Origin of the sequence: Halorubrum lipolyticum DSM 21995 (assembly GCF_000337375.1) — an archaeon.
In the GTDB taxonomy this organism is placed as follows: Archaea; Halobacteriota; Halobacteria; order Halobacteriales; family Haloferacaceae; genus Halorubrum; species Halorubrum lipolyticum.
Map to the genome: position 1 here is coordinate 18,087 of NZ_AOJG01000008.1, position 24,125 is coordinate 42,211.

Consider the following 24,125-nt stretch of genomic DNA (forward strand, 5'->3'; position numbering starts at 1 on the left):
TCTTTTGAAAGTTCACATGCGCTTAGAGGCGACCGGCAAGCCGGACCAGCACAAAGTGTGGCTCACAGACGACGACCTCGAGGAGCTCCGCCGCGCCGCCGGGAGTCACCGCGACGACCTCGTGATACAGCTCGGCGGGTTCGTCGGGCTCCGCGCCTTCGAGATCCCGCAGGTCGCGCCGAAACACGTGAAGCGGACTGCCGACGGCGACCACTTCCGACTCCGCGTCCCAGAGGTGAAAGACACGACAGGAAGCGGCGGGAAGCCTCGCGACGCCTACCTCCCACGCGACGTCGAGGGCGACATCCACCGGTACGTCCGGTCGGAGGACGTCGGCCGCCACGATCCGATCGTCGACCTCTCCGAGAGCGGGATCCGGGCGGTGGTCAAACGCACGGCCGAACGCGCGGCCGACGCGACCGGCGACGAGGACTTTCTCCACGTGTCGAGCCACGATCTCCGTCGTCGATTCGCTCAGCGGCTCCTTGTCGACAAGCAGGTGAACCCGCGCGTGGTCATGCAGGTCGGCGGGTGGGACTCCTTCCAAGCGATCGAACCGTATCTAAATGCGCCGACATCGGAGGTCGTGAACGACGCTTTCGAAAAAGCGGGGTTTGAGTAAATCTCGGCGATCTAGATACACTAGCAACTGAAGCGAAGGATCTACGATGTACATCACTCGTCTCCGTCGCACGAGAGATCGATTGTAAAACAGATTATATGTACGAGAGTTTTTTAAGTATCTATTTGTACCCATATGACAGGATGGAAGGAGGTGCTAGCCCTGGTCCAGGTCCAGAAGCAAGCGACGAACAACAGCAGGACAGCAGTCCCGGAGGTGGGTCGCCAACTAGTGATGGAGGCGGCGATACGGGTTCAAGTCCAAACAGTAGAATCGGACTTGAGGAATACAAGATTGCTGGTTCTGAAGCAAGATATCGGGACCAAATGCTATTTACCTCATTCTATCTATCGCTAGTCGCTCTGGCTATTCTCTTACAGATCGTCCTCGGATTATTTGATGAGCAGCAACTATTTTCTGTTATAGTCGTTTCAATCGTGTCTGCTGCGGGATTTGCCAATCTTCTCTGGTGGTCTTACGCAACCAAGCAGGCTCGGAACAAGGCGTGGGGCCGGCGGAGAGAGCTTGAAAAGAACCTCAATAGTTTTAAGCTCAATGAATATCTCGCTGGAAATAAAGTGTATGACTTCGCCGATGAAGATGTAAAAGAGTCAAACAGCATTATTGGAAAGTCTAGTAGTGACTTGGTGATCGGGTTTGCAGCAGTAGCAACTCTAGGGTGGGTTGGAACTGCGGCGGGTACCATCTTTATGATATGGCATGATGGGTCACAACCGGTTCTATACACAATCGGGGGGGCCGTGGTTGCATTTATTATTGGGCTCGCATTCGAGGTATACAACAAGGGGTATTGTATAAGGAGAAGCTAGAGAGGTTTCTGTGTGATATTTTGTGTATCGGCTCTGTTGAAATTCTCAGAAAGTGATAGGTTCGATCCCGGTGCGGTCAGTACAAGATACTCAAGAACCGCTCAGTACAGGGAAATCACGAATCACTCGATAAACTTAGTTCGCTGAGTCTTGGTTCTCGTTCGGTCGAAGCACCGCATAAAAGAGAAGCCCAAGTTCTGTAAGTACGACTACGCCCCCGATCGAGCGAGCAGCAGTCGATATCCCTGTCATGTAACCACGTACCGCAACAGCGATATCACCGAGTGCCGCGACTCCCAGCCCGAGCAAAAATACAATTATGAAGAGCAGATACCGAATCGATGTAAGTAGTTCATCTGTTTTGGAGGGCATCAAAACTAGTTCGAGTGGTGTTTGTGATAACTTTTCTGAACTGGTAAACGACTGACCAGTTCGTATCTCTCATCGACCCGCTGTTTCAGACAAGAACATACCTGAAGAAAAGGATTTCAACAAAGCCGAAAGTACTGGTGATCGCGACGAAAAGATGGCTCGCACTATCGTACAAAAATGCGACGAGCGAGAACATGAGTCCGTTCTTATTCTGGTTGGCGACAAGCATGTTGAGCCTATCGGCGAGAAACTTGATGAGGAGGGCTGGGAAGTTGAAAAGGAGCGAACCAACAATACAATCGCACGGATCAAGAGACGACTGGGATTCAGTTGACTCTGAACTGTCAACTTAAAAGAGCCACAACTTGACCGAGAGAATCCGAAGCATGCGAGAAGGCGCGAGGTTTGACAATTCCACGTTCCGCCAATCTCGTTACCAGTCTTTGGTTCTGTTAGACCGGGGCCTTCCTGTCGCTTGATACGCTTCTGTCCAGCCTATACGGTTGAGTGTTCGCTGGGGAGTTACGGTTATGAATGCCGCTATCATGAATCCAAGTGACCACCTAACGATGGCAGGGATGAACCGGTAACCGGTTCAAATCCAGTTGTCGAATCTTCCGACCTCGATTCGGAAACCGGCGGTAGCGGCTCTGTGCGTGCGGATCTATCGACTGAAGGAGATAATGGGGCCGGAGGGATTTGAACCCCCGATCGACTGATATCTCCGGTGCGCCTCGGAACTCCAGAGGGTCGTCAACACGACCGATGATCAGTCGGCCGCTCGGTATATCAGTCTGGAGTGTCGTCCCGGGCGCAAGCCTCTGGAGTCAGTCGCCATGCCTGGCTTGGCCACAGCCCCGCGTGATCTCGCATCAGTTGGTTGCCGAAACGCGGATAAAGGGGTTTCGATCGCGAGCGATCGGACGACGGGACGGCGGAGCGGGGGACACGCGAGGCGGCGCCCCCGGCCGTTCACTCCTCTCGGTCGTCGGCGCTCCAGTCGCACTCCTGGCACTTGTAGCCGGTCACGAACTCGGTCACGCTCGGCATGTAGCCGACGGTGATGACGCCGCCGCCGCACTCCGGGCAGTCGCGGTCGGCGTCAGCGATCGATTCGGCCTCGAGCACCGACTCGCCCTCGACCAGCTCCGCGAGCTTCTCGGGCGTCACCATCCGCCCCTGCACGACGCGATTGGACATACTCGGCGTATGCCGCCGAGCACCTAAATACCCGCGACACGCGGGGGGACGACCGGCGCGGCCCTCGGTCCCCAAATCACCCGCGGCTACAGCCAGGGCGCCCGCGAGTCGTCGTCCGCGAAGGGGTCCGTACCGTCGCTCTCGTCGCTCGACACCGAGGGATCGCCGCCGTTGGCGATCACCGCCACGTCGTCGTCGACGATCGGGCCGGGCGCGGTCGGCGCGTCGAGCGGGGGGTCGGTCGAATCGGGGGAGTCGTCGTCGTCCGCTGCGTCGTCGACACCGGCGTCGCCTTCGCTCGAGCTGTCGGCGGCGTCTCCGTCACCGCCGTCGGGGTCGTCGCCGGTACCGTCGCCCGCGGGACCGTCCGCCGGCCCGGCGTTCGGGTCGTAGGCGAACAGGGTCGTCACAGCGAGCACCGCCAGCGCGATGGGCGCCTCGGTCTGCATGAGGTCGAAGGGGCCGAGCAGGATCGGCAGCGCGAGCACGCCGAGCGCGACGGCCGATCCGAACCGGAACCGGTCGATGTCGACGCGCCCGCGGAGGTGCGGCGACAGCAGCGCGACCGCCAGCGCGAACGCGACGCCGACGCCGGCCGCGGCGGCGCCGTTGAGCACGTACTCGGGGGAGGTGCGAATCGCGAATCCGGAGGGATCGAAGCTGGCGACGAGTCCGAGCGCGATGATGACGCCGGGGCTCGGCAGGCGCTCGCCGATCTCCGAACTCGCGGTCTTGGCGGCGATCGTGAGGATCACCAACCCGGCGAAGCGCTCGAAGACGGGGAGATTCAGGAACCCTTTGAACGTGGGAGCGAGCGCGGCCTCCAGCGCGGCGAGCGGGATGATGATCGCACCGATCAGCAGCACGGAGACGACCATCTGTCGGCGGCTGCCGTCCATCTCCGCGAGGATCACCGCGGCGGTCGCGGAGCCGCCGAAGATGAGGATGCCCGTCTCGATCACGCCCGTCGCAGTCGTCAAGACGCCGGCGACGACTAAGGCGGGGAATATCCCGTCGACGAGCGGCAGCACCATCACGGTCGCGAGCAGCTTCGTCGCGCTCCCGACCTGCTGTTCCAGCCGGAGGGCGATCGGATGCCGTGAGACGCTCATTCAGGGGCGATGACCCTGACCGACGGGGAGACGGTGGGAAGCGGGCGACCGGCGATAGCCGAGGGCCCGGCGTGCGGAGTCGAATCCGCGAACGGCCCGACGAGCCCATGTAAAGCGTTTGCGCGAATTGCCGGCTGTAAAGCGGGCGCCGAGGATGAGGGTCGGCTGGCCGGCGATGCGCGCGTTCACGGGACTGTCGGAGTCCATACCTCATATATCTGTTTCGGTTGCGTTAAAGGTTGTGTGAGACGTGCCCGCACGGGGCGAGAGATCGGTATCGATATTTTATAAGTAGAATGTGGATGTGCCGACGAACTCCGGCCACAAGCGACGATTCATCGGATGCCGTCGCCCGCGACGACCGATCTGTGCACGACCGTTTCGGTGCCGATCCGACGACAGACGAAATATAACTGCCCAATATCGATCCACAAAATTGCATATTACGTGAATTTGGATGACAACGACGTGCACGTCCGTGCTGACTCGCAACGCTTTTTATCGGCGACTCACGACGGTTTATATGGCGACAGACTCCGGTCGATTCTCGGCGAAACTCGACGTTCCGGAAGCGTTGACGTTCGACGACGTGCTCTTAAAACCTAAAGAGAGCCGCGTCGAGCCCGACGACGCGGACCTCTCCGCGTGCGTCTCGAAGAACGTCGAACTCACTCTTCCCGTCCTCTCGGCGGCGATGGACACCGTCACCGAGAGCGACCTCGCGATCGCGATGGCTCGCGAGGGCGGGCTCGGCGTCCTCCACCGCAACATGACCGTCGAGGAGACGGCCGAAGAGGTCGAGCGCGTCAAGCGCGCGCACGAGCTCGTCATCCGCCGCGAGAACGTCGTGACCGTCTCCCCCGACGACACGGTCCGCGAGGCCGACGCCGTGATGGAGCGACAGGGCGTCTCCGGCGCTCCGGTCGTCGCCGAGGACGACACGGTCCTCGGTATCATCTCCGGCACTGACATCCGCCCCTACCTGGAGGTCGGCGAGGACGACGCCGTCCGCGAGGCGATGACCGACGAGGTCATTACGGCCCCCGAAGACGTCGACGCGCGCGAAGCGCTGGAGCTGATGTACGACCACAAGATCGAGCGCGTCCCGATCGTCGACGACGCCGAGAGGCTGGTCGGGCTCGTCACGATGCAGGGAATCCTCCAGCGCCGCGAGCACGAGGAGGCCGCCCGCGACGAGGACGGGCGCCTGCTCGCCGGCGTCGCGGTCGGCCCGTTCGAGGAGGAGCGAGCGGTCGCGGCCGACGAGGCCGACGTCGACGTGATCTTCATCGACTGCGCGCACGCCCACAACCTCAACGTGCTCGACTCCGCGCGGGCGATCAAGGAGACCGTCGACGCCGACGTGGTCGTCGGCAACGTCGGCACGCGCGAGGCCGCCGAGGCCGCCGTCGACTTCGCGGACGGACTGAAGGTGGGCATCGGCCCCGGCTCGATCTGCACCACCCGCGTGGTGAGCGGGGCGGGGATGCCCCAGATGACCGCCGTTTCACAGGTGGCCGACGTGGCGTCCGAACACGGCGTTCCGGTGATCGCCGACGGCGGGATCCGTTACTCCGGCGACGCGATCAAGGCGCTCGCCGCGGGCGCGAACGCGGTCATGCTCGGCTCCTACTTCGCCGGCACCGACGAGGCGCCGGGCCGCGTCATCACGATGCAGGGGAAAAAGTACAAGCAGTACCGCGGGATGGGCTCCGTCGGCGCGATGAAGTCCGGCGGCGGCGACCGCTACCTCAAGGAGGAGGACGAAGACGAGGAGTTCGTCCCCGAGGGCGTCGAGGCCGCGACCCCCTACAAGGGGAGCCTCGCATCCGAGCTCCACCAGCTCACCGGCGGCATGTGCTCCGGCATGGGGTACGTCGGCGCCGAGACGATTCCGGAGCTCCACGAGCGCGCCGAGTTCGTCCGCGTCTCCAGCGCGGGACAGACCGAGGGCCACCCGCACGACGTGATGATCACCGACGAGGCGCCCAACTACAGCCCGAACGAGTGACGCGGCGGCGTCGGGAGGTCCCGGATTTCGAGCCGGTTTCGAAACCGGTGGCCGGACCCGAAGAGGTATTTTAATATAGTCCGCGAAAAGACGAAACGTGTGAGCGAACACGTCGTCGCTCCGAGAATCCATGAGTGAGCAACCGCCGCTGGTCCTCGTGGTGGAGGACGAACCTGACCTGGCCGACCTGTACGCCGCGTGGCTCGGCGACGAGTATCGCGTCCGAACCGCGTACGGCGGCCAGGAGGCGTTAGACGAGCTCGACGAGGCCGACGACGAGGTCGACGCGATCCTGTTGGACCGCCGGATGCCGGGGCTCTCCGGAGACGAAGTCCTCGCCGCGGTCCGCGAGCGCGGCGTCGACTGCCGGGTCGCGATGGTCACCGCGGTCGAGCCCGACTTCGACATTCTGAAGATGGGGTTCGACGACTACCTCGTGAAGCCGGTCACCAGCGACACCCTCCGCGAGACGGTCGAGGGGCTGCTCCGCCGCGGGGAGTACGACACCGAGATGCAGGAGCTGTTCTCGCTGACCTCCAAGAAGGCGATGCTGGAGACCGAGAAGAGCGCCACCGAACTCGCGGACAACGAGGAGTACCAGCGGCTCACCGATCGGATCGACGAGCTCCGGTCGGACGCCGATCGGTCGCTGGAGGCGGTGACCGAGGACGACGACGACTTCGAGAAGCTGTTTCAGGAGTTCGACACCGACGCGGACGACGACGCTGATTCGTAATTCCGTCACGCGCGACTTTTTAAGTACGGTCCGGACGAACTCGCAGACCGAATGCGTGTTCGCGATCTCCCGCTCTCGGAGCGGCTCACCGACCATTTCGCCGAACAGGGGATCCGCGAGCTCTACCCGCCGCAGGCGGCCGCGGTCGACGCCGGCGTCTGCGAGGGCGAGAACGTCGTCGCTGCGGTACCGACCGCCTCGGGGAAGACGTTCGTCGCCGAGTTAGCGCTGCTGACCGCCGGTGGGCCCGGCCTGTACGTCTGTCCGCTGCGCGCGCTCGCCCGCGAGAAGTACGAGGCGTTCGCGGCGCTCCCCGGCGTCGACGCAGCCATCTCGACCGGTGACTTCGACGCGTCCGGCGAGGCGCTCGCGGGCAACGACGTGGTGGTCGCCACGAGCGAGAAGGTCGACTCCGCGATCCGCAACGGCGCGTCGTGGGTCGACGAGCTCGCCTGCGTCGCCGTCGACGAGGTCCACCTCCTCGGCGCGCCGCGCCGCGGCCCGACCCTCGAAGTGACGCTCGCGACGCTCCGCCGACGGAACCCCGAGCTACAGGTCGTCGCCCTGTCCGCGACCGTCGACAACCCGGAGGCGATCGCGGAGTGGCTCGACGCGGCCCTCGTGGAGTCCGAGTGGCGTCCCGTCGACCTCCGCACCGGGGTCGCCGTCGGCGGGAACGTGACGTTCGACGACGGGACGACGACGACGGTCGAGGTCGGCGGCGACGCGGACGACGGGGAGAGCGACGGGAACGGTGACGACGACCCGCCCGACGATACCGAGGTCACCGCGGCCCTCGTCGCCGACGCGGTGGACCGGGGCGGCCAGTGTCTCGCGTTCGTCCGCTCGCGGACCGAGGCGGTCGCGCTGGCCGAGCGGCTCGCGGACGACGGGCTCGCCGAGCGGTCGGGGACCGAGTCGGCCGCCGCGACCGCGGGCGACGAGGCGGCCGACGTGGACGGCACCGCGACCGGCCGGCAGCTGGCCGACTGCCTGCGGGCCGGCGTCGCGTTCCACCACGCCGGACTCCGTGCCGGGCATCGAGCGGTCGTCGAGGAGGCGTTCCGCGACCGCGGACTCGCCTGTATCTGCGCGACGCCGACGCTGGCCGCCGGCGTCAACGTCCCCGCGCGGCGGGTCGTGGTCCGCGACCAGAAGCGGTACGCGGGGTCGGCGATGGAGTGGCTTCCCACGCTGGAAGTCCACCAGATGTGCGGGCGCGCCGGGCGTCCGGGGTTGGATCCGTACGGTGAGGCCGTCCTCGTCGGGAATCGGGACACCGAGGCCGAACTCGTCGAGCGGTACGTCGACGGGGAGCCGGAGGCGGTCGAGTCGACGCTCGCCGACCCGGCGTCGCTGCGGACCCACGTCCTCTCGGCGGTCGCGACCGGGTTCGCGGAGACGGAGGCCGAGATCCTCGACGTGTTCGAGGGGACCTTTTACGCCCGGGAGGCGGGGGCCGGCGGACTCGCCGACGCCGTCGCCGTCGCGGTCGACGACCTCGTCGCGGCCGGGCTGGTCCGCCGGGAGACGGGCGGGGGCGGCGTGGAGGCGTACCGGCTGGTCGCCACGCCGATCGGGGCGACGGCCTCGAAGCAGTACGTCAGGCCGGAGACCGCCGAGCGGATCGTCTCCGGGCTCCGGACCGCGGCCGGGATGCCGAACGCGACGACGCTCACCGTCTTCGAGGTGATCTGTGACACGCCGGACATGCAGGACACGTACCTCGGTAACGCGGAGCGCGCCGAGATCTACCGCTTCGTACGGGCGAACGCGGGGACGCTGACGACGGCGATGGACGAGACGGACGACTTCGAGGGGTGGCTGGAGTCGGTGAAGACGGCCCGGATCCTCGACGAGTGGATCGGCGGCGCGACGGTCGAGGAGCTGGTGGAATCGTACCGGATCGGTCCGGGCGACCTCGACTCGCGGGTCGAGCGCGCCGAGTGGCTGTTGAGCGCGGCCGAGGCGCTCGCCGAGACGATCGGCGTGCGGGTCCCGGCGGTCGCGAGGGCGCGGTCGCGGCTGTGACGGGTGAAAGCGAGAGAGGACGAGTGCGAGGAGAACGACGGCTGCGGGGAGGACGAGTGCGAGGAGAGCGCCGGACGCCGGTCAGTCCGCCGGCTCGACGGCGCGGTGGAACGGGGTCCGCGCGATCGTCTGCCGGAGGTCAGCGAGGGAGTCGCGGCCGGCGTCTCCGGCGACGGCCATCACCGCGAACACCTCCTGGCGGGAGATCTTCACGCCGGTCTCGGTGAGCGCGTCCTCGGGGCGGGAGCTGAGCTCGCGGAGGGTGCCGACCGCGAGCAGGTACGGGACGGTCCACGCCTCCATCGTGTTGCCGTTCGAGAGCGGCATCGTCTCGAGGTACGCCTGTGCGTCGTCGAGGAAGGAGCGGGCGTACTCGGCGGTCCGGTCGACCACGCGCGCGGACGACTCGCGGTTCTCCGGGTGGACGACGCGCTCCTGGTCGACGCCCTCCGCTTCGAGCCACTCGGCGGGGAGGTAGACGTTGTTCTCCTCGGTGTAGTCGTCGTACACGTCCTTCGAGACGTTCACGAGCTGGAGGAGGAGCCCGAACTCCTCGGCGGTGTCTCGGAGCCGGCGCGCACGGTCCTCGGTGACGTCGCCGCGCGTGAGCAGGTTCGTGATGAGGTTCCCGACCGTCCCCGCGGCGTAGTAGCAGTACTGCTCGAGCTCGTCGCGGTCGTCGATTCGGAGCCCGCCCTCGGTGGCGTGGCGGTCGACGAACATCGCCATCCCGTCGACCATCTCCAGCACGGGCGGGACGATGGCCTCGCGGGCCTCGGGCTCGAACTCCTCGAACGTCGCCGCGATCGTCGGCGCCTCGGCGACGACCTCCCAGTCGTCGTTGCGCTCCGCGGGCGCGGGGAGCCACTCGTCGACCGCGTCCCGGAACGCCGCGACCTCGGTGTCGTCGTCGGGATCGATCGCGCGCCGGTACGTCCGCAACACGTCGCTCTGCGCTTCCGGAGGAATGTGCCCGGCGTCCTCGACGGTGTCGGCGACCCGACAGAGGAGGTACCCCACGCAGATGTGCGAGGCCATCGGCTCCTCCAACACGTCGACCGTTAGCGCGAAGGTCCGGGAGACGCCCTGAACCGCCTCGTGGCACCACTGGAGGTCGGGCTCTACGGGACCGTGTTCTCGTCCGCTCATTCGGTTACGGACACTTACGGCACAACGCATAAAAAGCCTCGTGGAACGACGAGAGCACCCGCGGGCGCGATCGCCGCTCCGCGACGACCGCGTCCGCCCGCTCGCCCCGCCACGGGCAGGCGTTTCACTCGTTTCCCGCGGCGCACAACATCGAACCCGTGTACAACCGTGTGGAAACGGCTAAGTTGCCGTGCGGACATCCTCACTCATGGACTTCACGCTCTCCGGAGAGCAGCGTCAGATCCGCGATACGGTCGCGGAGTTCGTCGACGAGGAGGTCGTTCCCCGCGCGGCCGAGATCGACGAGACCGACGAGTTCCCGGCCGACCTGATCGACGAGATGGCGGAGCTGGGACTGATGGGAATGCCGTTCCCGGTCGAGTACGAGGGCGCCGGACTCGACTACCACAGCTACGCGATCGGGCTCGCCGAGATCTCGCGCGGCTCCGGCGGGCTCGGAACGGTCGTCGCCGCCCACACGTCGCTCGCGGGCAACATGCTGTACGAGTTCGGCGACGAATCGCAGAAGGAGGCGTACCTCACCGCCTTGAACACCGGCGAGGACATCGGCGCCTTCGCGCTCTCGGAGGCCGAGGCGGGGTCGGACGTGCCCGCCATGTCGACCGCCGCGGAGCGCGACGGCGACGGCTACCTCGTCAACGGCGGGAAGCTGTGGATCTCGAACGGCTCCGTCGCCGACACGGTCACGCTGTTCGCGAAGACCGACCCCGACGCGGGGCGGAAGGGGATCTCCTCGTTCGTCGTCCGGCCCGAGGAGGACGACGGGTTCGTCGTGGAGGGGACGGAGGACAAGCTCGGCGACAAGGGGTGTCCGACCGCCGAGCTCCGCTTCGACGACATGTGGATCCCGGAGGACCGCCGGCTCGGCGAGGAGGGCGAGGGGTTCGTGCAGGCCTTAAAAACACTGAACGGCGGCCGGATCACGATCGCGGCGCGGTCGGTCGGGATCGCGCGGGCCGCCCTCGACGAGGCGAAGTCGTACGCGCAGGAGCGCGAGCAGTTCGGCGGCCCCATCGCCGACTTCCAAGCGATCCAGCACAAGCTCGCCGACATGGACACCAAGGCCCGCGCCGCCGAGCTGTTGATGCACGAGGCGGCCGACCTGAAGATACGCGACGAGGACTACATCAAGGAGGCCGCGCAGGCGAAGCTGTACGCCTCCGAGATCTCGCGCGAGGTCGCCAACGAGGGGATCCAGATCCACGGCGGCTACGGCTACACGAAGGACTTCCCGGCGGAGCGGTTCTACCGCGACGCGAAGCTGTCGGAGATCTACGAGGGGACGAGCGAGGTCCTGCGGAACACGATCGCTCAACAGCTCCTCGACGAGTAGAACGGGCCGAACGAGACAGTAGAACGAGACGGGTGGCGCGGGCGTCGCGCTACTTGTCGGCGTCGTTCGCGTCGGCCCCTGGTTCGTCGCCGTCGTCCCGATCGCTTTTCGCGTCCGCTTCGTCTCCCTTCTCGTCCGCTTCGTCGCCTTCCCCTTCCCCGTCTTCGCCCCGGTCGGCGTCGTGGATGTCCGACGGGTTGCGGTCCACCGCGTACTCGCCGGTGTCGATCCGTTCCGCCGGCTCGGAGTAGTCGCGATCGCTGCCCGAGAAATCGGGGCGGATCACGCCGTCGTCCGGGATCTCCGACTGGTCTTCGTCGCTCTCGTCGGAGAAGCCCTCGTTGTCGGCGTCGGGGATCGGCTCGTCGCCCTCATCGGTCGACTCGCCGATCGCTTCGGTCGACTCGCCGATCGCTTCGGTCGACTCGCCGATCGCATCGGCCTCCCCGACGTCGCCTTCGAACCACTCGAACCGGTCCCGTCGATCGCGGTGCTCCGCGACGGCAACGCGGAGCCGCTCTCGGAGGGTCTCGCGGAGGTCGATCGCCTCGTCGGTCGCGAAGTCGACGGCGGCGGCGTCGTTGCCGGCGATGGAGCTGCTGCCGGCCGTGTCGGCGACGATCGTCGCCACGTCCCAACGTCGTTGGAAGACCGTCCGGGTGTCGATGACGTTCTGAATCCGGTAGTACGGCACGACGGTCACCGTGCGGCTCCAGAACCCGTTCCGCGTGAGGAGGTGGTCCTCGCCGAGCCAGTAGCCGCGGTGCTTCCACTTCAGGTGCGCGGCCGGCGGCACGGCGACCAGGAGCGCGGCCGGAGCGTACCACGGGAGGCCCGCCCCGAGGTACCAGTCGACGCCGAACGCGGCGGCGACGAGGATACCGACGACGACGGCGTACCGGAACGCGTACCGCCACCGGATCCGCTTCGGCGGGCGGGAAAAGCGCGGGTCGCCGAACGCCTCGACCTCGCGCGCCAGCCGGTACACCCGGTCCGTCGCCGCGATCGGAACGGCCGCCTGACTCCCTTGTTCGCCGCCCTGTCCCGGGGCGTAGCCGGCGGTCTCGATCGAGAGGCTCGCGTAGCCGAGCGCCCGCTTGGCGGGGTTGTCGGTGAACCGGAGCGCCTGCACCTTCTCGGTGGGGATCGAGCCGCTGTACCGGCGGAACAGCCCGCGCTCGTACCGGAGCTCGTCGCCGGCGCGAGAGAGCCGGAACCCGTAGTAGTTCGTGAACGCCACCCCCGCGCCGAGCATCCACGACACGAGGAACAGCCCGCCCACGCCGACGATCGCTGTCGCGGTGAGCGCGACCGCCGATGCCTCCGGGACGAAGCTGGAAAGCACCGGAATCGACCCGGAGCTTAAAAAGGCTAACAGCCCGATGAGGCGGCCGTCGAACGACAGCGCCCCCACCAGGGCGAGCTCGCCCGGCGAGATCGCGAACAGCTCCTCCTCGGCGGGGCCGACCGCGTCCGGACCGGCGCCCGCGCCGCCTCCGGCTCGGTCAGTGCTCTCGCGACCCGCCCCCGCGCCGGAATCCGCCGATTTTCGGCGCTGGACCTCGCGCTGGATCCGGGTCGCCTCGTCGGGGCTGACGAAGCGGATCGATCCCTCGGTGCTGGAGCCGCCGGCGGTCTCCAGGTCGACGGCGGCGACGCCGATCGCCCGCTGGATCACGCTCCGGCTCACGTCGACGTTCTGGATCCGGCGATAGGGGATCTCCCGCTCGCGCCGCGAGATCACGCCGGAGGAGATGTCGAGGGTGTCCTCGGTCAGCTCGTAGTCGAACCGCCGGTAGTACGCCACCTCGTACCCGACCGCGAGGAGGACGACGGCGCCGGCGACGGCGGTCGCGGCCGCGAACCCCCACTCCGGGTTGTTGTTCACGACGAAAAAGAGGACCACGACGATCCCGGACACCTTCTGGAGCGCGCGGTACGGGACCGACTGGGGCGCGAGCTTCACACCGCGTCCTCCCCGTCCGCGCGGATGGCCAGTCGCTTCAGCTCCTCGCGGAGGTCGCTCGCTCCGTCGGGCGTGAGCCCCGGGATCCGAACGTCAGCGCCGCGGGAGCCGGCCGTGTACACCACGCAAGAGGCGAGCCCGGCCCCGCGCTCGACGGGGCCTCGTCGGGAGTCGACGTGCTGGATCCGCACCAGCGGCACCGTCGTCCGGACCTGCGTGACCACGCCGCGATCGAGGTATAACGCGTCCTCGCGGATCTCGTAGCTCCAGCGGCGGTACCGGAGGAGCGCGTGTCCCACGCCGAGGAGGAGGAAGACCGCGCCGGCGACGACCGGTGTCCACTCCGGGAGCCGATCGAGGTAGACCGCGCCGGCGAACGGCGCCGTCAGCACCGCGGCGATGAGTACCGCACGGAGGACCCACACGACCTGAACGCGGGGGTGAAGCGTCTGCGCCGTCATCGGCGCACCCCCGGCGCGCGTCCGAGTGTCATGCGCCGTGGTTGTCGGCGCCGACGTATAAGTCCGGGCGAAATCGACGGGGGTGACCGCTGTCGATCTGTGGTCGTCGACCCGCGGTCGCCGCACCGTCAGCTCGCCACCCGAATGTGGCTGTCAGTCACTACCGCAGGCGATTATTGCCGAAACCGATATCACCCGGGGTCGAGTCGCCCCGATCATGACGGACGACCCGTTCGAGAACATGCTCGCACAGATGGACCGCGCGGAGGAGTACGCCGACGTTGATCACGGCGTCTTCGAGCGGCTCAAACACCCGGAGCGCACCCTCAAAGTCACGCTTCCGGTCGAGTTGGACTCCGGCGAAGTCGAGGTGTTCGAGGGGTACCGCTGCCAGTTTGACAGTGCCCGCGGTCCTTTTAAAGGCGGCGTCAGGTTCCACCCGTCGGTCACCCAGCGCGAAGTCGAGGCGCTCGCCGGGTGGATGACGTGGAAGACGGCGCTGGTCGACCTCCCGTACGGCGGCGCGAAGGGCGGGGTCATCTGCGAGCCGAAAGAGCTCACGCAGAACGACCTCGAGAGCCTCACCCGGCGGTACACCGAGGGAATCCGCCGGATGATCGGCCCCGAGACCGACGTGCCCGCGCCGGACATGAACACGAACCCGCAGACGATGGCGTGGATGATGGACACCTACTCGATGTACGAGGGGCACTCCGTCCCGCAGGTCGTCACCGGGAAGCCCCTGGAGATCGGCGGGACCCCCGGCCGTGTCGCCGCGACCGGTCGCGGCGTCTCCATCGTCACCGAGCGCCTCTTCGACTACCTCGACCGCGACCTCTCGAACGCCACCGTGGCGATCCAGGGGTTCGGGAACGTCGGCTCGAACGCGGCCCGACTCCTCGACGAGGCGGGCGCGCGGATCGTCGCCACCTCCGACGTGACCGGTGCCGCCTACGACCCCGACGGGCTCGACGTGGCGGCGCTCGGCGCCCACGTCGACGCCGGCGGCCTGATCGAGGAGTACGTGGCCGGCGAGTTCCGGGCCACGCCCGAGAACCGGCGTACAGACGGGGGAAGCCGCTGGGACGATCCCGACCGGATCACGAACGGGGAGCTGTTGACGCTCGACGTCGACGTGCTGATCCCCGCCGCGGTCGAGGGCGTCATCACCGCGGACAACGTCGACGACCTCCGGGCCGCCGCGATCGTCGAGGCGGCCAACGGGCCGACGACGGTCGCCGCCGACGAGGTGCTCACGGAGCGGGACGTCCAGGTCGTCCCCGACATCCTCGCCAACGCCGGCGGCGTCATCGTCTCGTACCTCGAGTGGGTTCAGAACGCCCAGGAGTTCTCGTGGCCGCTGGAGACGGTCAACGCCGAACTGGAGCGCCGCATCGGCACGGCGTTCGACCAGACGATCGACCAGTACGACGAAAAGGGGCTTCCGGACCTCCGGACGGCCGCGTACACCCTCGCGCTCGAACGCACCGCGAGCGCCCACGAGTACCGCGGGCTGTTCCCGTGAATCGCGCGCAGCGTCGCTGAGCGGCGAGGAATAGTGGGAGTGAGTATACCGAGTTGATTGAGTGATTGTTTATAAATGACCGTGTAGTGTTGCTGTCGGTTATTTATAAACGATCGACCGGTATGCAGAGAAGACTTCCAAAGCCCCAGCCGTCGAGGCGGGCGCACGCTCGCTGCGCTCCTCACTCGGTCGCTCCCGCTCCCTCGTTCCGGTGCTTGCGTCGCCTGTGCCCGCCTCGACGGCTGCCCCTTTTAGTCCCACCCGCCCGCACAGTACCGCAGCCTCACACCTCCCCAGCCTCGTCGGTCGCCCTCCGCGTTGCTCCGGGCGACCGACTCCCTCGCGCGATGCTCCTCGCGGGCTGGCGGCCCGCTCGGAGGCACGCGCCACCGCATCGTTCATTTATATGCGATCGTCGCCGTCGCCCAGAGACGGTTTCATCAGACCGATCGGATCCGGTCCGCGCCCACCTCGACCGGCTCCGCGTAGCGGACGATCGGGTCGCCGTCGGGCCGGTCGAAGCCGTTCGCCTCGAACAGCGTGTTCGCCCGAACGTCGGCGGTCGCCTCCCGCAGCGTCCACGGCTCGTGAGCGATCTCGCCGCGGTAGAGGCGCTTCCCGTCGGCGTAAAAGCGGTAGTTCTCGACGAGGAAGGCGTCGAGCGACCCCGACTCGGCGGCGAACGCACCGCCGGTCGGGCCGTAGCTCGCGTCGAATCGCGCGCGTGGAACCCCGCGGTGCGTCCGGCGGCTCCGGAACCGGACGGTCCCGTCGCTCCGGGAGGTCGCGCTCATCGCCGCGCGGTAGTACGGGAGCGCGAACAGCCGTCGCGCGACCGCGACGCCGAGCCGGTCGTCCGCGTCGAGGTTGTAGAAGTAGACGCCCGGACCGTCGGGTCCCTCGACGTAGGTCCGGAGGTTGAGCTCCGGGAACGAGAGCCCGACGGGCGTCCCTCGCGGGCGGATGTCGTCCATCACGAAGGCGACGACGCTCAGGTACGCGTCGCCGCCGTGGGTGGCGACTGAGAGCCGGTCGGGCAGCGTCTCGGCCGCGACGGCGGGATCGACCGGCCAGTGGCAGAACAGCCCGTCGCGCCACGTCATCTCCAGCCAGCGCCGTTCGAGCATGCGAATGGTAGGTGCGCCGGCGAGTTAACCCGCACGCCGGGGCGGAGGCGGGCGGAACGCTAGGCGCCGTCGTCGTCGCCGCCGTCCTCGGCGTCCTTCCACTCGCCGACGCCCGAGGGGTCGAGGTGGACGTGGACGTCGCCGACGTCCTCGAGGCTCCGGAGCCCCGTGACCAGTTCCGTCTCGATGTCGTGGGCCTCCCGGAGCGTCAGCTCGCCGTCGACCTCGACGTGGACCTCGACCTCGAGGTCGGTGCCGTCGTAGTACACCGTCAGGTCGTGGACGCCCTCGACGGCGGGGTTCTCGCGGAGCGCGGCGGTGACGCGCTCGCGGTCGGCGGCGGGCGGCGCTGCACCCACGAGGTAGGTGACGTTCTCCCGGCCGATCTCGATCCCCTGATACACGACGAGGACGCTGACGAGCGCCCCGGCGACCGGGTCGAGGATGGGAACGTCTAAGAACACGCCGAACACGCCGACCAAGGCGGCGATCGTGGTGTAGATGTCGTTGAGACAGTCCACGGCGAGGGCGTCGAGCGCGGTCGATCCGAGGTCGGCGTTCACCCGCTCCGTGTACCAGTACAGCAGGTACATGTCGGCCATCGCGAACAGCAGAGCGCCGATGAGGAGGAGGCTCTGACGCGGCGGGCTGTGGGCGCCGATCACGCCGCGGATCGACTCGCGGAGCAGTAAGAGCCCGAGAACGACGATCGTCGCGCCGACGAGCAGGGCGGTCAGCGGCTCGATCCGCTGGTGGCCGTGCGGATGGGTCTCGTCGGCGGCGTCGTACCGCGACCCGCCCCAGATGAACACGACCGCGCTGGCGACCAGATCGGCGACGGAGTGCGCGGCGTCGGCCACCAGCGCGACGCTCCCGAAGTAGACGCCCACCGACCCCTCGACGGCGATCTTCACCGCGTTGCCGACGACGTTCACCCCCGCGGCGCGCTGGAACCGGGCCTTCTCGCCGCTTCCCCAGGGGCGCCACATACGTGTCGGTCGACACCGCCCGACCTTAAGAACCTCGTCGTGGTTCGGACGCCCGATTCGGGGCGCCGGATTCGGCGTCGCGCTCCCGTGTCGCGTTCCAGGTGCTCTGTGCGTCGCGCTCCGAGCGTTCCGATCCCGACGCCTCGCCGTCCCGTGAGGTATCAGAACTGATTGTCGGCGGTAGGCGTTTAAATACCTCGGCGGCGAACGATCCCGTATGAACCACGGCGAGCGCGGCCAGAGCGAGGTGATCGGGGTCGTGCTCCTGTTGGCGATCACGATCGGCGCCGTGGCGGTGACGGTGGCGACCGGGAGCGCGGCGCTCGGGCTGGTCACCGACGAGGCCCGCTCGGCGAGCGTTGAAAACGGGATGTCGCAGCTCAGCTCGCAGTCGAGTCTCGTCGCGCTCGGCGAGACGGACGCGCGTCGGTTCGATCTCGGCTCCGTCGACGGCGGGCAGCTTCGCCTCGACGAGAGCGCGGGACGCGTCGAGGTGCGCATCGAGAACGGGACCGACACCACCACGACGTACAACGGCTCGATCGGGACGCTGGAGTACGTCGGCGACCGGCGCACCGTCGCGATGCAGGGCGGGGGCGTCTGGGCGATGGAGGGCGGCCGAGGGCAGATGATCTCGCCGCCGGAGTACCACTACCGCGGCGAGACGCTCACCTTCCCGATCGTTCGGCTGACCGGGGCGGAGTCGTCGCCGGCGAGCGGCACGGGCGTCGTCCGTCGGACCGCGGGCGGTCCCGGCGGGGTCACCGAGACCGAGAACCCCCTCCGCAACGGGACGGTCGTCGTCAAGGTCCAGAGCGACTACTACGAGGGGTGGTACGACTTCTTCACCCGACGCGCCGACGGGACCGTGACGAAGGACGACGCGAACCGGACGACGACCGCCAGACTGGTGGTGCCGGAGGAAGTGAGTTTCGACAGGACGCTGGCGGTCAGCGACGCGGGCGGCTACTCCCACTCCGGGAACTCGGACAACGAACTGAGCGAGGGCGACTACGTCGAGGGGGAGAGCTTCCCGTCGCCGGGACCGCTGATCGCCGATCAGATCGCCGCGGCCGCCGCCGACAACGCCAACGGTACGGAATCCTGCGTGACGCCGACCGGGTTCGACGGGTGCGAGACCACCGGGTCCGGGACGGTCGGATCCGGGGTGTATTACTTCGGTGGCGACGCTGAGGTTACCAGCGACCTCACGTTCGACACCGCTGACGGCGACATCGTCGTCGCGGTCGACGGCGACTTCGATATCGGGGACAACGACGTCGCCGTCGAAGACGGGACCAACAACGTCACCTACTACATCAACGGGTCGCTCGACATGCAGGGGAGTCCGAACGTCAGCGTCGACTCCGCCAGCCGGAACGTGTTCTACGTCAACGGCGGGTTCCTCGACGGGAGCGGGGGAGACGGGAGCCCCACCCTCGAGGGGATCGTTTACGCTCCGAACGCAGACGTGGAAACCAACGGGAACCCGACGCTCAGGGGCGCGTTCGTCACGAAGTCCCTTTCCACCAAGGGGAAGGCGAAGGTCGAGTACGACGAGAGCCTCAGAGGCAAAGAGATCCGGATTACCGGCGGCGCGGGGCAGAACCCACTCACCTACCTTCACGTGAGCGAGAACGTCGTCGAGGTCGATTTCGACCGGTGAGACAAGACTCGACCGGTGAGGCCGGCTTCTATCGACGAGGCCAGACTCCGATCGACCCCGCGAGACTGACGAAATCTGCGACCGATCCCGACGAACGTCCGCCGGTAAGCCCGTCGTAACGACTAAGAACGAAACGCTCCTCGGTTACGGTAATGAACGACGAGCTTTTCGCCCGAGGTGGTTCCCGTGGGCGTGGAAATTAAGGAGACGGAGGTGAGCGACGAGGACTTCGAGGAGATGAAGGGGTTTGTGAGGGATTACCTCGCAGCCAGCGTCGAGAGCGAGGAGGACGGCGGTCGAATGCGCTGGTACCCGTGGCACTCGGCGGACTACCGGTTCAACCACATCCTCAACGTCGTCGACCTCGCGGCTGACATCGCCGAGAGCGAGGGCGCCGACGCGGACGTGGTCCGCGTGGCCGCGGTGTTCCACGACGTGGCGAAACTGGAGGCCGAGCAGGACGTGCACGCCGAGGCCGGCGCGCGCGTCGCCCGCGAGTACTTACAGAGCCGCGGCAACTACCCGGAGTCGTTCATCGAGGAGGTGTGCGGCGCGGTCGTCGACCACTCCTACACGGGCGATCTCACCGACGTGCCCTTAGAGAGCCGGTGTCTGATCGAGGCCGACGTGCTCGACAAGGTCGGCGCGAACGGCGCCGTCCTGATGCTGCTCCGGATGGGGTACGAGTCACGGACCCACATGGACGCCGCGAAGATGGTCGATCGGGTGCTCCAGCGCGCCAACGACCACACCGAGCGCGTCGTCTCCGACACCGCCGAGAGCATCGCCCACCAGCGCATCAAGCGCGTGAAGTGGCTGCGCGAGTGGCTCGAAGAGGAGGTGTCGCGGATGGACGCCGACGGCGTCACCGAACGCTGAGCTCCCCTCGCGAAACGACTCGTTCACTCGTCGGGATCGACCCTCGGAAGCACCGTCTCCAGGTAGCGGCGGATCCCCCGCCGGGTGTCGCCGGTCCACTCGCGGTCGGTCGTCGTCGCCCAGCGTAACATGCCGCCCGTCGCGAGCGTCTGGAGCGTCGACGCGACCTCGGCGGCCGGGACCGCGTCGTCGGACGCCTCAGTCCGCTCTTCGGGTCGCGCCTCGTCCCGTCGCTCGGCCGCCGCCTCGCGAACCGCGCGCTCGAGGAACGCGCCGAACACCCGGTCGCTGCGGTCGAAGTGGTCGCGGTAGGCGTCGTCGGTCGCGGCCTGCGCGCGGAGCTCGACGATAACGGTCATGAACCGGCCGTCGGGCCCGTGCGCACCGGCGATGGAGTCGGGGTCTGTCGTCGCCGCGACGTAGGCGTCGAGCCGCTCGCGCGGCGTCAGGTCGAACGCCTCCCGCGAGACCGACGCCTCGAAGTCGTCGAGCAGAAAGCCGAGCAGATCGACCAACAGCTCGTCTTTCCCGTCGTAGTGGTGGTAGACGAGCGAGGGGCTCTTGTCGAACTCCTCGCCGATCCGGCTGATCGTGAGGTCGGCGTACCCGTGCTCGCAGAGCGCGCGGAACGCCGCGCCGAGGATGGCCTCCCGGGTGTCGGCCGGCTCCGCGAACGGGTCCTTCATGGACTACCTACCCGGGCCGCGTATATATCGCTCCTGATTGAACGTTCATTCAACACGCTTATGTTGTGAGCGTCCGACACGAACGTATGACTCGACTCGACGCGGTCGGTGGACGGTCTGCTTGGTTCTGCGGCTCCGCGGTCGGCGGACCCGGCGTCGGAGGACGCAGATGAGCCGGGCCTCCCGTATCGGCACGCTGGCCCTCGCGTTCGTGGCGGCCGGAGCGCTCGTCGCCGCTGTCGCGCTCTCCGGGGCCGCCGCGCCCGCGACGGGCGGCGGGATCGACGGCGGACAGGCGGCGCTGGTCGGGAGTGACGCGGCCGGTGGCGACGCTGTCACACAGTCTGATGGCTCGGAAAGCGGGTTGGTTCGGGGAGAGCCAGATCTCGACGTGTACGTCTCCCAGCCGACGGTCGCCAGCGGAAGTCGGCAGTCGGTGACGATCGACATCCTCAACACGGGTGAGATGAACTTCGGCAAGGAACTCGACGAGCGCGTGACGACGGCTCGCGGACTGACACTGGAAGCCGACGCCGATGACGTACCCATTGAGGTCGAAAGCGGCGAGACGGCGGTGGGTGACGTTTCGACGCGGGGCGGGCCGGTGTCCGTTCCGCTCGATGTCACGGTTCCCGACGATGTGCCCGACGGTTCGTACGATATTGAGGTTACGGCCGACTACCGGTACACCTCCGAGATTAACCCGTCGTCCAGTCTCAACAACCACAAGGATCGCCCTGCGAGCGACGATTTCGACGTCACGATCGTCGTCGACGACGGCGCGCGGTTCGCGATCCTCGACACAGAGACGGACGCGCAGGTCGGCGGGAGCGGCGACGTGACCGCGACCCTCCGGAACGTCGGCGACGAGGTCGCTCGCGACGCGGTCGTCACCGGGAGCACGACCGGGAGCGGCGCGGTGATCGGCGGCGACGGCAGCGGCGAGGCGTTCGTCGGGAACTGGGAGCCCGGTGAGAACCGGACCGTGACGTTCGACTCGACCGTCTCGCCCGACTTCGGCGGCGGGGCGTACGCGTTCGTCTCGACGGTCGACTACCGCGACCGCGACGGGATCGAGGAGACCGCGCCCTCCTCGCGGGCGGGCGTCGTCCCGGCCCCCGAGCAGTCGTTCTCGGTCGAGAACGTCGAGGGGACCCTCGAAGTCGGCTACTCGGGGACCGTCTCCGGGACGCTCACGAACGAGGGGCCCCTCGACGTCGACGACGCGGTGCTGGTCGCTGACCCCCAGAGCCAGCGCGTGAGCATCGGCGAGAGCCGGTACGCGCTCCCCGATATTCCGGCGGGCGAATCGGTCGATTTCGCCTTCGACGCGGACGTGAACGGCAACGCCGACCCCGGACCGCGGCAGTTCCGGTTCACGACCGAGTACGAGAGCGGCGACTCGACCATCGCGGTCGACGAGACACGCCGGATCGAGGTCGCGCCGCGCCAGCCCGAGTTCGACCTCGCCGCGGACAACACGACCGTTCCGGCGGGCGAGACGCGGCGGGTCTCCTTCGAGATCACGAACCAGCGACCGGAGACGCTCTCGTCGATCAACGCGGGGCTGTACGCCGACAGCCCGCTGTCGTCTCCCAACGACGAGGCGTTCGTCGACGAGCTCGAACCGGGCGAGTCGAGGGAGATCTGGTTCGAGGTGTCGGCCGCGCCCGACGCCAGCGTGGAGACCCACCCGATCGAGCTCGACTTCCGGTACGACGACGAGCGGGGTAACGACCGGATCTCGGACGTGACCCAGTTCCCGATCGAAGTGACCGAGTCCACCGACGACGGCGGGCTCCCGATCGCGACGATCGCCGTCGCCCTGCTCGTCGTGGTCGCCGGCGCGGGCGCGGTCGTCTGGTACCGGCGGCGGTAACCGGATGACGGACCACACACTCGACCGACCGCACGAGCGGGCCGCGGCCCTCGCCGGTGGCCCACGGCTCGATCCACGACCGGATCGACGGGGGCGACCGTGACCGCCGCCGACCGGTTCGTCGAGCGCGTCGACGAGTTCGTCACGGAGCGGCCGGGCGCGGTGATCGCCGTCTTCCTCCTGATCAGCGTCGTCGCCGTCGGCGGGATCGGCGGGATCGAGACCAGCGCCGGCGCCGACCAGTTCACGCAGGACATCCCGGCCCAGCAGGCGTTAGACGACATCGACGAGGAGTTCGAGACCTCGATCGGCGGGTCGGCCACCGCCGCGCAGGTGATCGTCACCGACGAGAACGTGCTCTCCCGGCCGACGCTGATACGGATCTTGGAGACGCAAGACCGGCTGGAGTCGCGGTCGACGCTCCGGGTGGGATCGACGTCGAGCCACGCGGACGCGATCGCGCGCCAGCTCGATCCGACCGCGGAGACCGCCGCCCAGCGACGCGACGCGGTCGCGGAGGCGACCCCGCCGGAGCTGCGGGCGGCCATCGACGACGCCGACGCGTCCGGCGCGATCGAGTCGCAGGTGTCGGTCGACTACAACCCCACCGCCCAGCGCGCCGGCGCCGCGATCGTCGGGATCACCTACGACGTGCCCGACGCGGCGACGACCGCCCGGGTGACGGAGCTGCAGACGCGCAGCGTCGAGGTCGTCGACTCGGTGCCGGGCAACGAGGCGGGCGACAACGCGATCCTCTTCGGCGACGGCGTGCTCCAGTCGGAGATCACCGCGCTGCTCGGCGACACCGCGATCATCGTGTTCCCCGCGGCACTGCTGCTCATCCTGGGCTTCCTGGTGTTCGCCTACCGCGACCCGATCGACATGTCGATCGGCCTCGCGGCGCTCCTGATGGCGCTCCTGTGGACCTTCGGGTTCATGGGGTACGCGGGGATCCCCTTCTCCGACTCCCTCATCACCGTCTTCCCGCTGCTGCTCGCGGTCGGGATCGACTTCGGGATCCACATCGTCAACCGGTATCGCGAGGAGCGGGGCGAGGGGTTGGGGATCGGGGACGCGATGCGGACGACGACCGACCAGCTGCTGATCGCGTTCCTGCTCGTGACGATCACCACCGTGTTCGGACTCGTCTCGAACGTGGCCAGCCCCTTCGAGCCCAACCGGGACTTCGGGATCGTCGCGGCCGCCGGGATCACCTTCACGCTCGCGGTCTTCGGGGTCTTCCTCCCCGCCGCGAAGGTGCTGGTGGACCGCTGGCGCGAGCGGCTTCCGATCCCCGAGTTCGGCACGACCGCGCTCGGGACGGGCGGCTCGCGTCTCGGCCGCGTGCTGCACGTCGGGGTCGACCTCTCGCGAGTCGCGCCGGTCGTCGTCGTCGCCGTGCTCCTCGTCGGCGGCGCGGCCGGGGGCGCGTACGGCACCGGAGTGAACACGGAGTTCTCCGAGGAGGCCTTTTTCCCCGACGAGGACCGGCTGGAGACGTACTCGAACCTCCCGGAGCCGTTCGCGCCG

At 67.5% G+C, this 24,125-nt stretch carries 18 protein-coding genes, 1 tRNA gene and 1 pseudogene; 11 read left to right on the top strand and 9 right to left on the bottom strand.

All coding sequences use genetic code 11. The annotated features are described in order from the left end of the window. Nucleotides 1-16 precede the first annotated feature (16 nt). Together C469_RS02955 and C469_RS16650 are read left to right on the top strand one after the other, a co-directional pair. Nucleotides 17-622, top strand: a complete 606-nt coding sequence (locus C469_RS02955) for a site-specific integrase (RefSeq protein ID WP_008003750.1) — start codon at nt 17-19, stop codon at nt 620-622. A 143-nt stretch (nt 623-765) separates the two neighbouring features. Further along, a complete protein-coding gene (locus C469_RS16650; RefSeq protein ID WP_147587241.1) occupies nt 766-1,452 on the top strand; it encodes a hypothetical protein in 687 nt (228 codons plus the stop codon). A gap of 1,056 nt (nt 1,453-2,508) precedes the next feature. Here the strand turns inward: C469_RS16650 and C469_RS16655 are convergent. From C469_RS16655 to C469_RS02965, 3 genes are all read right to left on the bottom strand, one after another. Then, nucleotides 2,509-2,683, bottom strand: a tRNA-Trp gene (locus tag C469_RS16655). A gap of 113 nt (nt 2,684-2,796) precedes the next feature. Further along, the gene (locus tag C469_RS02960; RefSeq protein ID WP_008003752.1) at nt 2,797-3,024 is read right to left on the bottom strand and encodes a DUF5795 family protein; all 228 of its coding nucleotides are present in this window, start codon (nt 3,022-3,024) and stop codon (nt 2,797-2,799) included. Nucleotides 3,025-3,110: 86 nt separating this feature from the next. After that, entirely contained in the window at nt 3,111-4,136 is a 1,026-nt protein-coding gene (locus C469_RS02965) for a DUF5794 domain-containing protein (RefSeq protein ID WP_008003755.1), read from the bottom strand. 523 nt (nt 4,137-4,659) lie between these two features. Between C469_RS02965 and guaB the strand changes: the two genes are divergently transcribed. The 3 genes from guaB to C469_RS02980 all read left to right on the top strand — a co-directional run bounded on the left by guaB (nt 4,660) and on the right by C469_RS02980 (nt 8,914). Next, the gene (gene guaB, locus C469_RS02970) at nt 4,660-6,147 is read left to right on the top strand and encodes an IMP dehydrogenase (RefSeq protein ID WP_008003756.1); all 1,488 of its coding nucleotides are present in this window, start codon (nt 4,660-4,662) and stop codon (nt 6,145-6,147) included. Nucleotides 6,148-6,277: 130 nt separating this feature from the next. Further along, a complete protein-coding gene (locus C469_RS02975; RefSeq protein WP_008003757.1) occupies nt 6,278-6,883 on the top strand; it encodes a HalX domain-containing protein in 606 nt (201 codons plus the stop codon). Nucleotides 6,884-6,934: 51 nt separating this feature from the next. Next, nucleotides 6,935-8,914: a DEAD/DEAH box helicase gene (locus tag C469_RS02980; protein WP_008003759.1), complete on the top strand. Its 1,980-nt coding sequence runs from the start codon at nt 6,935-6,937 to the stop codon at nt 8,912-8,914. Between the two features lie 81 nt (nt 8,915-8,995). Here the strand turns inward: C469_RS02980 and C469_RS02985 are convergent, their stop codons facing one another. After that, nucleotides 8,996-10,063, bottom strand: a complete 1,068-nt coding sequence (locus tag C469_RS02985; protein ID WP_008003761.1) for a phytoene/squalene synthase family protein — start codon at nt 10,061-10,063, stop codon at nt 8,996-8,998. Nucleotides 10,064-10,271: 208 nt separating this feature from the next. On the opposite strand from C469_RS02985, the gene C469_RS02990 reads away from it, so the two are divergent. Further along, the gene (locus C469_RS02990; RefSeq protein ID WP_008003763.1) at nt 10,272-11,417 is read left to right on the top strand and encodes an acyl-CoA dehydrogenase family protein; all 1,146 of its coding nucleotides are present in this window, start codon (nt 10,272-10,274) and stop codon (nt 11,415-11,417) included. Nucleotides 11,418-11,466: 49 nt separating this feature from the next. Here C469_RS02990 and C469_RS02995 read toward each other — a convergent pair whose 3' ends face one another. Continuing rightward, a complete protein-coding gene (locus C469_RS02995; protein ID WP_008003765.1) occupies nt 11,467-13,383 on the bottom strand; it encodes a PH domain-containing protein in 1,917 nt (638 codons plus the stop codon). Beyond that, nucleotides 13,380-13,844 carry a PH domain-containing protein gene (locus C469_RS03000; protein WP_008003767.1) on the bottom strand — a complete coding sequence of 155 codons (465 nt, stop codon included), beginning with the start codon at nt 13,842-13,844 and terminating at the stop codon, nt 13,380-13,382. The genes C469_RS02995 and C469_RS03000 overlap by 4 nt, the downstream gene beginning before the upstream one ends. A 217-nt stretch (nt 13,845-14,061) precedes the next feature. On the opposite strand from C469_RS03000, the gene C469_RS03005 reads away from it, so the two are divergent. Next, the gene (locus tag C469_RS03005; RefSeq protein WP_008003770.1) at nt 14,062-15,369 is read left to right on the top strand and encodes a Glu/Leu/Phe/Val family dehydrogenase; all 1,308 of its coding nucleotides are present in this window, start codon (nt 14,062-14,064) and stop codon (nt 15,367-15,369) included. Nucleotides 15,370-15,809: 440 nt separating this feature from the next. On the opposite strand, the gene C469_RS03010 is transcribed toward C469_RS03005, so the two are convergent. Together C469_RS03010 and C469_RS03015 are read right to left on the bottom strand one after the other, a co-directional pair. Continuing rightward, nucleotides 15,810-16,496 (bottom strand): YqjF family protein, encoded by a 687-nt coding sequence (locus tag C469_RS03010; RefSeq protein ID WP_008003772.1) that lies wholly within the window; start codon nt 16,494-16,496, stop codon nt 15,810-15,812. Nucleotides 16,497-16,555: 59 nt separating this feature from the next. Continuing rightward, complete coding sequence (locus tag C469_RS03015; RefSeq protein ID WP_008003775.1) at nt 16,556-17,485, bottom strand: cation diffusion facilitator family transporter; 930 nt, start codon at nt 17,483-17,485, stop codon at nt 16,556-16,558. Between the two features lie 217 nt (nt 17,486-17,702). On the opposite strand from C469_RS03015, the gene C469_RS03020 reads away from it, so the two are divergent. Next, nucleotides 17,703-19,151 carry a DUF7289 family protein gene (locus tag C469_RS03020; RefSeq protein WP_008003776.1) on the top strand — a complete coding sequence of 483 codons (1,449 nt, stop codon included), beginning with the start codon at nt 17,703-17,705 and terminating at the stop codon, nt 19,149-19,151. A 177-nt stretch (nt 19,152-19,328) separates the two neighbouring features. Then, a complete protein-coding gene (locus tag C469_RS03025; RefSeq protein WP_008003778.1) occupies nt 19,329-20,030 on the top strand; it encodes an HD domain-containing protein in 702 nt (233 codons plus the stop codon). 23 nt (nt 20,031-20,053) lie between these two features. Here the strand turns inward: C469_RS03025 and C469_RS03030 are convergent, their stop codons facing one another. Beyond that, nucleotides 20,054-20,716 carry a TetR/AcrR family transcriptional regulator gene (locus C469_RS03030; protein ID WP_008003780.1) on the bottom strand — a complete coding sequence of 221 codons (663 nt, stop codon included), beginning with the start codon at nt 20,714-20,716 and terminating at the stop codon, nt 20,054-20,056. 169 nt (nt 20,717-20,885) lie between these two features. Here C469_RS03030 and C469_RS03035 point away from each other — a divergent pair, with 169 nt between their 5' ends. Both C469_RS03035 and C469_RS03040 read left to right on the top strand, forming a co-directional pair. Further along, nucleotides 20,886-22,595: a COG1361 S-layer family protein gene (locus C469_RS03035; RefSeq protein ID WP_008003782.1), complete on the top strand. Its 1,710-nt coding sequence runs from the start codon at nt 20,886-20,888 to the stop codon at nt 22,593-22,595. A gap of 99 nt (nt 22,596-22,694) precedes the next feature. Beyond that, nucleotides 22,695-24,116, top strand: a pseudogene (locus tag C469_RS03040) (efflux RND transporter permease subunit); the annotation flags it as partial. Nucleotides 24,117-24,125: the final 9 nt, after the last annotated feature.

What these genes read in the sequence shown, in the direction of transcription:
- C469_RS02955 (WP_008003750.1), top strand. Translation starts at nt 17, where the DNA reads ATGCGCTTAGAGGCGACCGGCAAGCCGGACCAGCACAAAGTGTGGCTC.
- C469_RS16650 (WP_147587241.1), top strand. Translation starts at nt 766, where the DNA reads ATGGAAGGAGGTGCTAGCCCTGGTCCAGGTCCAGAAGCAAGCGACGAA.
- C469_RS02960 (WP_008003752.1), bottom strand. Translation starts at nt 3,024, where the DNA reads ATGTCCAATCGCGTCGTGCAGGGGCGGATGGTGACGCCCGAGAAGCTC.
- C469_RS02965 (WP_008003755.1), bottom strand. Translation starts at nt 4,136, where the DNA reads ATGAGCGTCTCACGGCATCCGATCGCCCTCCGGCTGGAACAGCAGGTC.
- guaB (WP_008003756.1), top strand. Translation starts at nt 4,660, where the DNA reads ATGGCGACAGACTCCGGTCGATTCTCGGCGAAACTCGACGTTCCGGAA.
- C469_RS02975 (WP_008003757.1), top strand. Translation starts at nt 6,278, where the DNA reads ATGAGTGAGCAACCGCCGCTGGTCCTCGTGGTGGAGGACGAACCTGAC.
- C469_RS02980 (WP_008003759.1), top strand. Translation starts at nt 6,935, where the DNA reads ATGCGTGTTCGCGATCTCCCGCTCTCGGAGCGGCTCACCGACCATTTC.
- C469_RS02985 (WP_008003761.1), bottom strand. Translation starts at nt 10,063, where the DNA reads ATGAGCGGACGAGAACACGGTCCCGTAGAGCCCGACCTCCAGTGGTGC.
- C469_RS02990 (WP_008003763.1), top strand. Translation starts at nt 10,272, where the DNA reads ATGGACTTCACGCTCTCCGGAGAGCAGCGTCAGATCCGCGATACGGTC.
- C469_RS03000 (WP_008003767.1), bottom strand. Translation starts at nt 13,844, where the DNA reads ATGACGGCGCAGACGCTTCACCCCCGCGTTCAGGTCGTGTGGGTCCTC.
- C469_RS03005 (WP_008003770.1), top strand. Translation starts at nt 14,062, where the DNA reads ATGACGGACGACCCGTTCGAGAACATGCTCGCACAGATGGACCGCGCG.
- C469_RS03010 (WP_008003772.1), bottom strand. Translation starts at nt 16,496, where the DNA reads ATGCTCGAACGGCGCTGGCTGGAGATGACGTGGCGCGACGGGCTGTTC.
- C469_RS03015 (WP_008003775.1), bottom strand. Translation starts at nt 17,485, where the DNA reads ATGTGGCGCCCCTGGGGAAGCGGCGAGAAGGCCCGGTTCCAGCGCGCC.
- C469_RS03020 (WP_008003776.1), top strand. Translation starts at nt 17,703, where the DNA reads ATGAACCACGGCGAGCGCGGCCAGAGCGAGGTGATCGGGGTCGTGCTC.
- C469_RS03030 (WP_008003780.1), bottom strand. Translation starts at nt 20,716, where the DNA reads ATGAAGGACCCGTTCGCGGAGCCGGCCGACACCCGGGAGGCCATCCTC.
- C469_RS03035 (WP_008003782.1), top strand. Translation starts at nt 20,886, where the DNA reads ATGAGCCGGGCCTCCCGTATCGGCACGCTGGCCCTCGCGTTCGTGGCG.